The sequence below is a fragment of the Pseudomonas sp. PAGU 2196 genome (assembly GCF_022179005.1).
Taxonomy (GTDB): Bacteria; Pseudomonadota; Gammaproteobacteria; order Pseudomonadales; family Pseudomonadaceae; genus Aquipseudomonas; species Aquipseudomonas kermanshahensis.
Map to the genome: position 1 here is coordinate 11108 of NZ_BNTL01000020.1, position 13551 is coordinate 24658.

The 13551-nt window shown below is 63.9% G+C and carries 14 protein-coding genes; 2 read left to right on the top strand and 12 right to left on the bottom strand.

What is annotated here, in order from left to right:
- Positions 1–9 precede the first annotated feature (9 nt).
- The 8 genes from hemW to MFF34_RS17705 form a co-directional block, all read right to left on the bottom strand.
- Positions 10–1197: a radical SAM family heme chaperone HemW gene (gene hemW, locus MFF34_RS17670; protein WP_099430692.1), complete on the bottom strand. Its 1188-nt coding sequence runs from the start codon at positions 1195–1197 to the stop codon at positions 10–12.
- Positions 1194–1790, bottom strand: coding sequence for an RdgB/HAM1 family non-canonical purine NTP pyrophosphatase (gene rdgB / locus MFF34_RS17675; protein ID WP_238215590.1), 597 nt, complete (start codon positions 1788–1790; stop codon positions 1194–1196). The genes hemW and rdgB overlap by 4 nt, the downstream gene beginning before the upstream one ends.
- On the bottom strand, positions 1787–2221 hold the full coding sequence (locus tag MFF34_RS17680; protein WP_186676962.1) for a DUF4426 domain-containing protein: 435 nt from the start codon (positions 2219–2221) through the stop codon (positions 1787–1789). The genes rdgB and MFF34_RS17680 overlap by 4 nt, the downstream gene beginning before the upstream one ends.
- A 22-nt stretch (positions 2222–2243) precedes the next feature.
- The gene (gene metW, locus MFF34_RS17685) at positions 2244–2864 is read right to left on the bottom strand and encodes a methionine biosynthesis protein MetW (protein WP_008092977.1); all 621 of its coding nucleotides are present in this window, start codon (positions 2862–2864) and stop codon (positions 2244–2246) included.
- Positions 2865–2871: 7 nt separating this feature from the next.
- Complete coding sequence (locus MFF34_RS17690) at positions 2872–4011, bottom strand: homoserine O-acetyltransferase (RefSeq protein ID WP_099430689.1); 1140 nt, start codon at positions 4009–4011, stop codon at positions 2872–2874.
- Between the two features lie 102 nt (positions 4012–4113).
- A complete protein-coding gene (locus MFF34_RS17695) occupies positions 4114–4704 on the bottom strand; it encodes a YggT family protein (protein WP_027592340.1) in 591 nt (196 codons plus the stop codon).
- 10 nt (positions 4705–4714) lie between these two features.
- Positions 4715–5533 (bottom strand): pyrroline-5-carboxylate reductase, encoded by an 819-nt coding sequence (gene proC / locus MFF34_RS17700; RefSeq protein WP_027592341.1) that lies wholly within the window; start codon positions 5531–5533, stop codon positions 4715–4717.
- A 38-nt stretch (positions 5534–5571) separates the two neighbouring features.
- Positions 5572–6258 carry a YggS family pyridoxal phosphate-dependent enzyme gene (locus MFF34_RS17705; RefSeq protein ID WP_238215592.1) on the bottom strand — a complete coding sequence of 229 codons (687 nt, stop codon included), beginning with the start codon at positions 6256–6258 and terminating at the stop codon, positions 5572–5574.
- A 65-nt stretch (positions 6259–6323) separates the two neighbouring features.
- Here MFF34_RS17705 and MFF34_RS17710 point away from each other — a divergent pair, with 65 nt between their 5' ends.
- Positions 6324–7313, top strand: coding sequence for a type IV pilus twitching motility protein PilT (locus tag MFF34_RS17710; RefSeq protein WP_238215593.1), 990 nt, complete (start codon positions 6324–6326; stop codon positions 7311–7313).
- A 112-nt stretch (positions 7314–7425) separates the two neighbouring features.
- On the opposite strand, the gene MFF34_RS17715 is transcribed toward MFF34_RS17710, so the two are convergent.
- Positions 7426–8052 (bottom strand): C40 family peptidase, encoded by a 627-nt coding sequence (locus tag MFF34_RS17715; protein WP_027592344.1) that lies wholly within the window; start codon positions 8050–8052, stop codon positions 7426–7428.
- A 167-nt stretch (positions 8053–8219) separates the two neighbouring features.
- Between MFF34_RS17715 and MFF34_RS17720 the strand changes: the two genes are divergently transcribed.
- On the top strand, positions 8220–8639 hold the full coding sequence (locus MFF34_RS17720; protein ID WP_085272247.1) for a TM2 domain-containing protein: 420 nt from the start codon (positions 8220–8222) through the stop codon (positions 8637–8639).
- A gap of 44 nt (positions 8640–8683) precedes the next feature.
- On the opposite strand, the gene MFF34_RS17725 is transcribed toward MFF34_RS17720, so the two are convergent.
- From MFF34_RS17725 to MFF34_RS17735, 3 genes are all read right to left on the bottom strand, one after another.
- The gene (locus MFF34_RS17725) at positions 8684–9382 is read right to left on the bottom strand and encodes an SPOR domain-containing protein (RefSeq protein WP_027592346.1); all 699 of its coding nucleotides are present in this window, start codon (positions 9380–9382) and stop codon (positions 8684–8686) included.
- Between the two features lies 1 nt (position 9383).
- A complete protein-coding gene (argS, locus tag MFF34_RS17730) occupies positions 9384–11120 on the bottom strand; it encodes an arginine--tRNA ligase (protein WP_099430684.1) in 1737 nt (578 codons plus the stop codon).
- 113 nt (positions 11121–11233) lie between these two features.
- Complete coding sequence (locus MFF34_RS17735; RefSeq protein ID WP_027592348.1) at positions 11234–13453, bottom strand: primosomal protein N'; 2220 nt, start codon at positions 13451–13453, stop codon at positions 11234–11236.
- Positions 13454–13551 lie beyond the last annotated feature (98 nt).

Below are 13551 nucleotides of genomic sequence, written 5' to 3' on the forward strand. Positions count from 1 at the left end.
GGGTCATCCTTAGGTCAAGAAATACTGCAGCAGGTCATTGAGGAACAACTGGCCGCGCGGCGTGGCCACCAATCGATCCGGTTCGACCTGCAAAAGGCCCTTTTGTTCGGCCGCGCGACGGGCCTCGGCCAGTTGCGCCAGCGGCAGGCCGGTACGCTGGGTGAACAGTTCGGCTTCGACGCCATCGGTCAGGCGCAAGGCGTTCATCAGGAACTCGAAGGGCAGCTCGTCCGCCGGCAGCCGCTTTTCGCCAGCCTTGAACGGTTTGGCCAGGTTCAGGTAGTCCTTAGGCAGGCGGGTTTTCCAGGTGCGCAGGATGCGCCCGTCAGCGAAGGTCAGCTTGCCGTGGGCACCCGCGCCGATGCCGATGAAATCACCGAAGCGCCAGTAATTGAGGTTGTGCTTGGCAGCACGGCCTGGCTGGGCATAGGCCGACACTTCGTACTGGCGGTAGCCGTGCTCGGCCATCAGGCTTTGGCCGGCCTCCTGGATATCCCACAGGATGTCGTCTTCGGGCAGCTCGGGCGGCTGGTTCCAGAACACCGTGTTCGGCTCTACGGTCAGCTGGTACCACGACAAGTGGGTCGGCCCTAGCGCGATGGCCTGGCGCACGTCACCCAGCGCGTCGTCCAGCGACTGGTCGGGCAGGCCGTGCATCAAGTCCATGTTGAAGTTGTCGAACCCGGCGGCGCGCGCCATGTCGGCGGCACGGATCGCTTCGTCACCATTGTGGATGCGCCCGAGCGCCTCCAGCTTGGCGGGCTGGAAGCTCTGCACGCCGATGGACAGGCGATTGATGCCCGTCTGCCGGTACGCCTTGAACTTCTCTTGCTCGAACGTACCGGGATTGGCCTCCAGGGTGATCTCGATGTCCGGCGCGAACGGGATGCGTTGTTCAACGCCACGCAGCAGCCGCCCAAGGGCGTTGGCACTGAACAGGCTCGGCGTACCGCCACCGAAGAAGATCGAGCTGATCGGGCGGCCTTGTACGGCTGCCAGCTCTTGATCGAGGTCGGTCAGCAGGGCGTCGACATAAGCCTCTTCAGGTAGCTCCGGGCCCGCCGCGTGGGAATTGAAGTCGCAATAAGGGCATTTGCGTACGCACCACGGGATGTGGATGTACAACGCCAAGGGCGGCAGCACGGCGAAACCAGCCGCACCCGCCGGGTGCGGTTGGATGGACAACGTTTCGATCATGCCAGGCCCAGGCGTTGACGCAGCAGGACCATGGCGCGGGCGCGGTGGCTGAGCTGGTTCTTGTCGACAGGGGCGAGGTCCGCACTCGAGCAATTGCGCTCTGGCACCCAGAACAGCGGGTCGTAGCCAAAGCCGTGCTCACCGCTGGCCTCAAACATGATGCGCCCGTGCCACAGGCCTTCGCACAGGATCGGCAGCGGGTCGTCGGCGTGACGCACCAGCGCCAGCACGCAGACGAACTGAGCGCCGCGCTCGGCCTCGGGCACGTCTTTCAAGGCGTCCAGCAGCTTGGCGTTGTTTGCCGCGTCACCCCTGCCATCGGCATAGCGAGCAGAATAAATACCCGGCGCGCCGCCGAGGTAGTCCACGGCCAGGCCCGAGTCATCGGCCAGTGCTGGCAGGCCAGAGATGCGCGCGGCATTGCGTGCCTTGAGAATGGCGTTCTCGACGAACGACAGGCCGGTTTCCTCTGGCTCGACCTGGCTGAATTCACCGATCGAGCGCAGCTGTACGGACGCGCCAAGCATGGCCTGGAGTTCCTTGAGTTTGCCGGCATTGTGGCTGGCCAATACGAGTTGCTGGAAATTCATCATTCGCCTGGGAACACTTCCTGGTTGAAGCTAAGAGAGTTACTGATGCCGCCGGTTTCGACATTGATGTCGAAGGTCACGGTTTCTGGCTGTTCGATCTTGAACTGGGCGATGTAGTAAATCGCGCCCTGTTCGGTGATCTGCTTGAAGGACAACGGGCTGCTGCGCCCGGTCAGGTCTTTCACCGTGCCGCTGACGACCGCCATGGCCGGCTTGTTGGCCTTGATCACCGCAATGTTGAGCACGCCCTGGTTCTTGCTGCGCACCAGGCCCGTGGCCGCGGCCACCTCCGGCGTCAGCATGCTTGAGGTGAACGCGCTGTAGTGTACCGTCACGTCGCCAAACACTTCCTTGCGCTCGGGACGGGCGGCATCGGCAGCCAGTACAGGCAGGGCCAGGCACAGGCTGATCAGGAACAGGGCTAGGCGACGCATGGTGCGATTCCTCCGGTGGGCGTCAGACCGCGAGCTGGTGCTCCTGCAGGCCAGGGCTGCTGACGCGATAGATGCCGATCTCACCTAGAAGATTAGGCCATAGCCGGCCGCCCCACCCATTACGGTGCAAGTGGTCGACGGCCAGGCGGTCGAGGACCTTGGCGTGGCGCTCGTGGCACAGCTCTTCAAAGTCGGCGAAGGTGCAGAAGTGGATGTTCGGCGTGTTGTACCAGGTATACGGCATGAAGTCCGAAACCGGCATGCGGCCTTTGGTCGCCAGGTACCAGCGGCAGCGCCAGTGGCCGAAGTTGGGGAAGGTGATGATGCACTGACGGCCCACGCGCAGCATCTCGTCGAGGATGCGGTCGGGGTACTCCACGGCCTGCAGGGCCTGGGTCATGATCACCACATCGAAACTGTTGCTGGCAAAGTTGCCCAGGCCCTTGTCCAGGTCCTGTTCGATGACGTTGACGCCCTTGGCCACGCACGCGGCGATATTGTCGGCGTCGATCTCCAGGCCGTAACCGGTGACCTGCTTGCGGTCACGCAGCGAGGCAAGCAGTTCGCCACTGCCGCAGCCCAGGTCGAGTACCCGGCTGCCGGCGGGAATCCAGTCGTGGATGATTTCCAGATCGGCTCTCATGCTGTCCTCAGATGGCGATGCGGTTCATGTAGTTCGAGAAACCCTGCATGTAGCGAGGTGTGGGGATCAGGAAGGCATCGTGCCCATAAGGTGAATCGATCTCCAGGTAACACACGTTCTTGCGCGCTGCCATCAACGCATCGACGATCTCGCGTGAACGGGCAGGCGAGAAGCGCCAGTCGGTGGTGAACGACATGATGCAGTAGTCTGCGGTGACAGACGCCAGGGTGGCGGCAAGGTCGCCGCCGTGGGCTGCGGCCGGGTCGAAGTAGTCCAGGGCCTTGGTCATCAGCAGGTAGGTGTTGGCGTCGAAACGGCCGGAAAACTCCTCGCCCTGATAGCGCAGGTAGCTTTCGACCTGGAATTCGACGCTGTGGAAGTCGTAGTTGAGCTTGTCGCTCTTGAGCTCACGGCCGAATTTTTCACCCATCGAATCATCGGACAGGTAGGTGATATGGCCCACCATGCGCGCCAGCATCAGCCCGCGCTTGGGGATCACGCCCTGGTCCTGGAACGAACCGCCGTGGAACTCCGGGTCGGTGAGGATGGCCTGGCGCGCTACTTCGTTGAAGGCAATGTTCTGTGCCGAGAGCTTGGGCGCCGAGGCGATATCGACGCAGTGCCGCACGCGGTCGGGGTAGGTGATGGTCCATTGCAACGCCTGCATGCCGCCAAGGCTGCCGCCCACGATCGCCGCCCACTGGCCAATGCCCAGGCGGTCAGCCAGGCGTGCCTGGCTGTGCACCCAGTCTTCCACGGTCAGCACCGGGAAGTCAGCGCCATAGGGCTTGCCGGTAGCCGGGTTGAGGCTGCTCGGGCCAGTACTGCCATTGCAGCCGCCGAGGTTGTTCAGGCTGACCACGAAGAAACGGTTGGTGTCGATTGGCTTGCCGGGGCCGATACAGCTGTCCCACCAGCCCGGCTTGCGGTCGGTGGCGGCATGGTAGCCGGCGGCATGGTGGTGGCCGGACAAGGCATGGCAGATCAGCACGGCATTGCTGGCGCTGGCGTTCAGGGTGCCATAGGTCTCGTAGACCAGCTCGTAGCTGGCCAGCGAGCGGCCACAGGCCAGGGCCAGCGGTTCTTCGAACCGGGCTGTTTGCGGTGTAACCAGACCGACGGAATCTTCGGGAAGGACAGTGGACATCGACCCTGCTCACGCTTGACGGAGGCGTAAGTCTAAAGAGCGCTACCCCCTGCGGCAAGCAAAGGCTTGCCGCAGGGGGCGTCGATGTTCAAGGGCGTTGGATCAGATCATCCGCCACAGTTCTTGAGGCATGCCGGCATAGGCAGCCAGCGGCGGCATGACGAACGACTGGATCACCTGGATCGCCAGGAAGGCGAAGATGGGCGAGATGTCCATGCCGCCCAGGTTAGGCACGAGGCGGCGGAACGGTGCCAGCACCGGTTCGCTGATCTGGTAGGCCAGCTCCGCAGCCGGGTTGTGGCTGTTGGGCGCGACCCAGGAGACGATCACCATGACGATCATCGCCACCCAGAAGATCTTCAGGAACAGCGAGGTGATGCCGATGATGGCCCACATCAGCAGGTGCAGCACGTCACCGAAGGTGCCGTAGGTGACCATCAGCACGAAGCCCATCAGCAGCGCCTGGATGACCACTGCCAGCAGCAGCGACGAGGTGTCCAGGCCGCCAACGCTGGGGATGACCCGGCGGATCGGCTTGAGCAGCGGCTGGGTGGCGCGTACCGCGAACTGGCACAGCGGGTTGTAGAAGTTGGCCTTGACCAGTTGCAGCACGAAGCGCAGCAGGACGATCACCAAGTACAGGCTGACCAGGGTTTGCACCACGAAGATCGCGGCGCCAGACAGTGCATTCATCTAAAGCTCCTTATTTGCCCAGTTGTTCGGCCAGCTCGGCGGAGCGCGTCGCTGCGGCCTGCAGCGCTTGCTCGACGATGGCTTCGAAGCCGTTGGCCTGGAACGACGTGATCGCAGCTTCGGTGGTGCCGGCTGGCGAGGTGACACGGCGGCGCAGTTCGGCAGCGTCGACATCGCTGGCCACGGCCATGCGCGCCGCGCCCAGCGCGGTCTGCAGGGTCAGCTGGGAGGCGGTTTCGCGAGGCAGGCCGAGCTTTTCGCCTGCGGCGGTCATCGCTTCGATCAGCAGGAAGAAGTACGCCGGCCCGCTGCCGGAGACGGCGGTCACTGCGTCCAGTTGCTGCTCCTGGTCCAGCCACAGGGCGGTGCCCACGGCAGACAGCAGCTGTTCGGCCTGTTGCCGCTGTTCTGCGTTGACTTCCTGGGTGGCGTACAGGCCGCTGACGCCTTGGCGCAGCAGCGCTGGCGTGTTGGGCATGCAGCGCACCACCGGGCGTGGGCCTACCCAGCTCTGCAGGCTGGCGCAGGTGATGCCGGCGGCGATGGAAACAATCAGCTGGCCTTCCTGCAGGTGGGCTTGCAGGGCTTGGCAAACGGCCTTCATGACCTGCGGCTTGACCGCCAGTACGATCACGTCGGCGTCAGCGATTGCCTGGGCATTGTCTTCGAAGGTTTCGATGCCGTGCTCGGCCTGGATGCGGGTACGGGTCTCGGCGCCCGGGTCGCTGGCGCGGATCTGCGAAGCCTCCAGGCCCTGGGCACGCAGGCCGCCGATCAGGCTGGCGGCCATGTTGCCGGCGCCGATAAAGGCAATACGTGTCTTGCTCATGTCAGGTCCTTGTAGGAAAGAGTGAGTAAAGCATGGAATCAGACGGGCCCGTAGTCGCGGGCACCGAACAGGGCGGTGCCGATACGCACCCAGGTCGCTCCCTGGGCAATCGCCGCCTCCAGGTCGTGGCTCATGCCCATGGACAAGGTGTCCAGGCCAAGGCCCAGGCGCTGCTGCAAGGTGCGCAGGCTGGCAAAAGCGGCCTCTTGGGCGGCGCGGTCATCGCTGGGCTCCGGGATGGCCATCAACCCGCGCAGGCGCAGATTGGGCAGTTTCGCGACGGCCTCGGCCAGCGCTGGCAGGTCGGCCGGTGCGCAGCCGGACTTGCTGTCTTCGCCACTGACATTCACCTGCAGGCAGATGTTCAGCGGTGCCAGTGCAGCAGGGCGTTGCTCCGAGAGGCGTTGGGCGATCTTCAGGCGGTCCACGGAATGTACCCAGTCGAAATGCTCGGCAATAGCTTTGGTCTTGTTCGACTGAATGGGGCCGATGAAGTGCCAGATCAAGGGCAGGTCGCGCAACGCTTCCTGCTTGGTCAGGGCTTCCTGCAGGTAGTTTTCGCCGACATCGCGCACGCCAGCGGCGTAGATTTCACGGATGGCGCTGGCGGGCTTGGTCTTGCTCACAGCCAGCAACTGGATGCTGGCCGGGTCCCGCCCGGCGGCCTGGGCGGCGCTGGCGATGCGGGCGGCAAGGGCGGATAGGTTGTCTGCTATGGTGGACATGGATCGATGCCGGCGGCGAAAGGGTCTGCGGCATTCTACCTGCTTGATCGCCTTTGGGGAGTCTCATGGATGTGACCGACCTGTTGGCCCGTGCTGTGGATGCGCGGGCTTCGGACCTGCACCTGGCCGCGGGCCAGGTACCGATGCTGCGCCTGGATGGCGAGCTGCAACGCATGGACCTGCCGCCGCTGACGGCAGCGGCGCTGAGTGATGCCATGGCGCCCTTGCTGGGCGATGACGCTTGCCGGCAATGGGCGCAGGGGGATGAGCTGGACCTTGCGTTGGCGCTGCCAGCGTTAGGCCGTTTTCGCCTGAACCTGTTCCGCCAGTTGAATGGGGTTGCGGCGACCTTTCGCCTGATACCCAGACGCATTGCGACTTTGGACGAGCTCGACCTTGTGGAAGTGTTTCAAGCTGTTGCGCAGTGTTCCGATGGCCTGATTCTGGTGGGCGGGCCCACCGGCAGTGGCAAGTCCAGCACCTTGGCGGCGCTGCTCGATCAGCTCAACCGCGAGCGGTCACTGCATATCATCACCCTGGAAGACCCTGTGGAAGTTATCCACAGCAGCCAACGGAGCCTTATCAACCAGCGCGAGATGGGCCGCGATTGCCGCGGGTTTGCGCAAGGGCTGCGCAGTGCGCTGCGTCAGGACCCGGATGTGATCATGATCGGCGAGTTGCGCGATCTGGAGACGATTCGCCTAGCATTGCGGGCGGCAGAAACGGGGCACCTGGTGCTGGCAACCGTGCACACGCGCTCGGCTGCAGGCAGCATCGATCGGCTGGTGGAGGTGTTTGCCGCCGAGGAAAAACCGCTGGTGCGGGCGATGCTGGCCGAGTCGCTGCGCCTGGTGGTGGCGCAAGTGCTGGTCAAGCGCGGGGGCGGTGGGCGGGTAGCGGCGCGGGAGGTGTTGGTGGCTAACACGGCAGTGCGTAACCTGATTCGCGAAGGGCGGATGGCGCAGCTGAGTTCGGTGATGCAGACGGGGGCGGCGGAGGGGATGCGGACGATGGAAGGGGCGATGCAAAGGCTGAAAGTAATGGGATGGGTGTAGGAGCAGCCTTGTGCTGCGAAGAGGCCGGTGACGTCAGCGACGATCCGCTGTGTTTTCACTGGCCTCTTCGCAGCACAAGGCTGCTCCTACCAGAGCCGTGGTCGAGGCTCGATCAGCGCTTGGCCAGGGCCAGCTGCTGCTGTTCTTTCGGCAACACCCGCTTGGCCACGACATAGTGCTTCTGCCAGTAAGGCTTGCTGAGGGTGTCGATGCTCACCCGCTTGCCGCGACGGGGGGCATGGATGAAGCGGTCGTTGCCCAGGTAGATGGCAACGTGGTTGACCCGTCGGCTCTTGATGTTGAAGAAGATCAGGTCGCCAGGCTTGAGGTCGCCCTTCGCCACCTTCACACCGTGGCCCTGGGCCATGGCATTGGAGGTGCGTGGCAAGTCGACATCGGCCACATCATTGAAGGCGTATTTCACCAGCCCGCTGCAGTCGAAGCCCTTTTTCGGGCTGCTGCCGCCCCAGACATAGGGCGTACCGAGCACATTCACCGCACGGCTGAGCACATCGCTGCTCTGCTTCGGCGACATGGAGGCAACCGGCAGCCCACGGCTGCTGGCCGCGTTGCTTGGGCGTGCGCGCAGCGTGGTGTGCTTGGCAGGCGCGTGTTTCACCGAGGCATTGGTGGTATAGCCGGTGAAACCATTGGGAAGACGTTGCTCACGATTGGTGGCGTGGGCGGCCAGGGGCAATAATAGACAGAGGGTCAGCCATGTCTTGAGTAAAGGCGGCATAGATGAAGCTCTTTATGAATAGTTATGTGTTAGGCGCGCAACTTTATAACAGCTTTTTGATCAATTTCTGATCCGTTGGTCGATTGGCAGGGTGCCATACGTCGGCCTGCGACGAGAAAGTCACATTTTTTCTTAGAAAATTTTCGGATAACCCACGAGGGCTATGAATGAACAGTTATCAACAGGGTGAGCCGCTTCACGACACCCACAGCAAGGTCATCGGCTACTTGTTGTGGATTTTCGGCTTCACCGGCTCGCACCGTTTCTACTACGGCAAGCCGATCACTGGGACGATCTGGTTCTTTACCCTGGGCCTGCTGGGCATCGGCTGGCTGATCGACCTGTTTCTGATCCCGGCGATGGACAAGGAGGCGGACCTGCGCTTCCGGTCCGGTCGGATCGACTACAACATCGCCTGGATTCTGCTGACCTTCCTGGGCATTTTTGGCCTGCATCGCCTGTACCAGGGCAAGTGGATCACCGCGATCATCTACTTCTTCACGGGCGGCCTGTTCCTGGTCGGCGTGCTGTACGACTTCTGGACTTTGAACAGTCAGATTTCCGAAGCCAACAGCGATCGTCGCTGATTGCAGATCGTGTAGGCGCAGCACAAGGCTGCGCCTACCGGGTTTTACTGGCGGGTCTGGCGCTGTTGCAGCAGCAGGTTGCTGAAGCCTGCGCCGGCAAGCTGTTTCTGCGCGCCGGTCAGTTGTTCGCGGTTGCTGAACGGGCCGACCAGTACGCGGTACCAGGTTTCATCCTTGACCGTCCCCGACTCCACCTTCACCGACTGGCCGAGCAGGATGATTTGCGCACGGACCTTGTCGGCATCCGCCTGCTTGCGGAACGAGCCGGCCTGCAGGAAGAACTGCGTGGTGGCCGCAGGCTTGATCACCGGCGGTGCCGGTGGTGGCGTCTGGCCCAGCAAGGCGGCCTGGGCGCGTGCCGTGTCGATCTTCGCTGCTTCTGCCGGGGTGACCGGGGTCACTGGCTGGGCAGGCACCGGTGGCGTCTTCTCTGGCACGGCTTCCGGCGGCACGATGACCTCGGACTCCGGCAGCAGGGTGTAGAAGTCATACTTCGGCTTCACCGGCTGCTGCGGGGTGGCCGGGGTGGTCTTGCTGGCTTCGGCCACCTTTTCCGGTTTTTGCTGTTCAGGCTTGGTGCGCTTGATGTCCGCGCCTCCTGGTTCGAGCTTCATCAAAAAGACGATGAAAGCGCCCACGGTCAACCCGACTGCCAGCCATACCCAACCCGGGATCGGCTGCTTGGCCGGCGCCTGTTGGCGGCTGGCGCCGCGTTTTGGAGCAGGTTTTTTCTTGGCAGCCAACTTACATGCGCTCCAGGGTTTCCAGGCCGAGCAGTTCCAGACCTTGCTTGAGGGTACGACCGGTCAGGGCAGCCAGGCGCAGGCGGCTCTGTTGCTGTTCCGGGGTTTCGGCGGCGAGGATCGGGCAGTTCTCGTAGAAGCTCGAGAACAGGCCAGCCAGGTCGTACAGGTAGCTGCACAGCACGTGCGGCGTACCCTTGTCGGCCACGCTGTTAAGCACTTCGCCGAATTGCGCCAGGCGCGCGGCGAGGTCCAGCTCCTTCTCGGCCTGCAGCACGATCTTGCCGTCGACCTCGTCGAAGCCCTTGCCCAGCTTGCGGAACACGCCCGCCACGCGGGTGTAGGCATACAGCAGGTAGGGCGCGGTGTTGCCTTCGAAGTTGAGCATCAGCTCGAAGTTGAAGCTGTAGTCGCTGGTGCGGTGCTTGGACAGGTCGGCGTACTTCACTGCGCCGATCCCGACCACTTCACCGATGTGGCGCAGGTCGTCTTCGGCCAGGCTCGGGTTCTTCTCCTTGACCAGGGCGTAGGCACGCTCCTTGGCCTCGGTGAGCAGGTCGATCAGCTTCACGGTGCCGCCGTCACGGGTCTTGAACGGGCGGCCGTCGGCGCCGTTCATGGTGCCGAAGCCCATGTGTTCCATTTGCATCGGGTGGCCGACGAAGCCTGCACGGCGCGCCACTTCGAACACCTGGTTGAAGTGCAGCGCCTGGCGCTGGTCGACGAAGTACAGGGCACGGTCGGCCTTGAGCACATTGCTGCGGTAGCGTACGGCGGCCAGGTCGGTGGTGGCGTACAGGTAGCCGCCGTCAGCCTTCTGCACGATTACCGGCAGCGGCTCGCCTTCGCTGTTCTTGAATTCTTCGAGGAATACGCACTGCGCGCCCTGGTCCTCGACCAGCAGGCCCTTGGCCTTGAGGTCGCTGACTACGTTGGCCAGGTCGTCGTTGTAGGCGCTTTCGCCCATGACGTCGGCCATGGTCAGCTTGACGTTGAGCAGCTCGTAGGTTTTCTGGCAGTGGGACAGGGAAATGTCCTTGAAACGCGTCCACAGGGCCAGGCACTCAGGGTCGCCGGCCTGCAGCTTGACCACCAGGCCGCGGGCGCGGGTGGCGAATTCTTCGGACTCGTCGAAGCGTTTCTTGGCGGCGCGGTAGAAGTTTTCCAGGTCCGACAGTTCGTCGCTGGTGATCGGGTTTTCCTGCAGGTAGGCCATCAACATGCCGAACTGGGTGCCCCAGTCGCCCACGTGGTTCTGGCGGATGACCTGGTCGCCGAGAAACTCCAGCACACGGGCGACGCTGTCGCCGATGATGGTCGAGCGCAGGTGGCCAACGTGCATTTCCTTGGCCAGGTTCGGCGCCGACAGGTCGATCACCACCTTCTCGGCGGCGCCTGCCTTGCGCACGCCCAGGTGGCCGTCGGCCAGGGCGGCGTCCAGGCGGTCGGCCAGGGCGCTGGTGTTCTGGAAGAAGTTGAGGAAGCCTGGGCCGGCAATCTCGACCTTGCTGATGTCGTCGCTGGCGGGCAGCGCGTTGATCAGTTTTTCGGCCAGGTCGCGCGGCTTCATGCCGGCAGGCTTGGCCAGCATCATCGCGATGTTGCTGGCGAAGTCGCCGTGGGTCTTGTCCCGGGCGTTTTCCACCTGGATCGCCGGCGATAGCCCTTCAGGCAGCACACCGTCGGTGACGAGTTGGGTGAGGGCTTGCTGGATCAGCTGGCGAATGGTGTCTTTCATGGGGTTCTCTTTTCGACCGCAAGCGCGGTGGAGCGCTTCGATGCGCAGGTGGAAAAACTGGGCATTATCCGTTGCCGGGAGCGGGTTGCCAACCTTTGCCAAGGCTCAGGGTGTCAGTAGAGGTCTACCGGGTCCACGTCCAGCGACCAGCGAACCTGTCGGCCGCTCGGCATTTGCTCCAACACTAGCAACCAGGCGCTGATCAGTCGATGCAGGGGTGCCCGGGTGTTGGCCTGTATCAATAGTTGGGCGCGGAAGCGGCCTGCTCGGCGCTCCATGGGAGCCGGTACCGGGCCCAACAGTTCAATGCCTGGCAGGCGCTGTTCGGCCACCAGGCGCTCTGCTGCGCTGCAGGCTTCATCGAGGAAGCCTTCGGCCTGGCCCGGTTTGTGCGCTTCGGCGCGCAGCAAGGCCAGGTGCGAAAAAGGCGGCAGGCCGGCGGCGCGGCGCTCGTCCAGGGCTTGCTCGGCGAAGGCGAAATAGCCTTGTTCGGTCAGTTGTACCAGCAAGGGGTGGTCGGCCAGGTGGGTCTGGATGATCACCTTGCCGGGCTCTTCGGCGCGCCCGGCACGCCCGGCAACCTGCACGATCAATTGCGCCATGCGCTCGCTGGCACGGAAGTCGCCGGAGAACAGCCCGCCGTCGGCGTCGAGGATGGCCACCAGGGTCACGCGTGGGAAGTGGTGCCCCTTGGCGAGCATCTGGGTGCCCACCAGGATGCTCGGCTGGCCACGCTGGATGGTGCCGAACAGGTTGTGCATGGCGTCTTTGCGCGCCGTGCTGTCGCGGTCCACGCGCAGGATCGGGTAGTCCGGGAACAGCACCTTAAGGCGCTCTTCGGCACGCTCGGTGCCTGCACCCACCGGCCGTAAGTCGACATGGTTGCACTGCGGGCACTGGTGCGGCAGGCGTTCGTCATAACCGCAGTGGTGGCAACGCAGCACGCCGGAACGCTGGTGCACGGTCATGCGGGCATCACAGCGAGGGCATTCGGACAACCAGCCGCAATCGTGGCACAGCAACGTCGGGGCAAAGCCGCGGCGGTTGAGGAACACCAGCACTTGCTGGCCTGCTTCCAGGGTCTGGCGGATGGCCTGCTGCAACGGGCCGCTGATGCCACTGTCCAGCGGCAGGCTTTTCACGTCCAGGCGCAGCATGCGCGGCGGGCGCGCACCGCCGGCGCGCTGGTTCATGCGCAGCAAGGTGTAGCGGCCGGTCTGGGCGTTGTGCAGGGTTTCCAGCGACGGCGTGGCCGAGCCGAGGAGGATCGGGATGTTCTCCTGGTGGGCGCGCACCAGGGCCAGGTCGCGGGCGTGGTAACGCAGGCCTTCCTGCTGTTTATAAGAGCCGTCGTGCTCTTCGTCGATGATGATCAGGCCGGGGTTTTTCATCGGCGTGAACAGCGCCGAGCGGGTGCCGATGATGATGTCGGCCTCGCCGTCACGGGCTGCCAGCCAGGCGTCCAGCCGCTCGCGGTCGCCGACCGCCGAGTGCAGCAAGGCGATGCGGGCGTTGAAGCGTTGCTCGAAGCGCGCCAGTGTTTGCGGGCCGAGGTTGATTTCCGGGATCAGCACCAGCGCCTGCTTGCCGGCCTCCAGAGTTTCGCGGATCAACTGCAGGTAGACCTCGGTCTTGCCGCTGCCGGTAACCCCGGCCAGCAGAAACGCGTTGAAACTGCCAAGGCCCAGGCACACGGCATCGAAGGCGTTGCGCTGCTCTTCGTTGAGGGGCAGTTCGGGCTGCGCCAGCCAGTGCTCGTGGCGCGGCGTCGGCAGGTGGCGGCGTACTTCGACGGTGACCAGTTCCTTGGCCAGCAGCAGGTCGAGGCTGTCCTTGTTCAGGTTGAGCTTGCCCAGCAGGCTGTGGGCCACGCCGTGTGGGTGCTGCGCCAGGGTTTTCAGGGCATCGCGCTGGCGCGGTGCGCGGGCGATGCGAGGGTCATCGTGGCGGGCATCGGCGGCGACGTGCCAGAAGCGTTCCTGGCGCATCTCGGCCAGTTCGCCCTGGCGCAGCAGGGTCGGCAGGGCCCAGCTCAGGGTATCGCCCAGGCTGTGCTGGTAGTACTGGGCCGTCCACAGGCACAGCTTGAGCAGGGCCGGCGGCAGCGGCGACACCGGGTCCAGCAGCGCAATGGCCGGCTTGAGCTTGTCGGCGGGCACTTCGCTTTGGTCGCACACCTCCACCAGCACGCCGATCATCTCGCGGCGCCCGAATGGCACACGAATGCGCATGCCCGGTGTGAGGGGCTGGCGCGCCATGCTCGCCGGCGCCCTGTAGTCGAACAGGCGACGCAGCGGGGAGGGCAGGGCAAGGCGCAGGATGACGTCGGACACGCGGAAGGTCTCGCAAGGGCATTTCAAAGACTGGCGAGCCTAGCAGACGACAGTCGGTGCAAGCGACAACTTGCGCTGAGGCTGGGCTCTGGTATTAT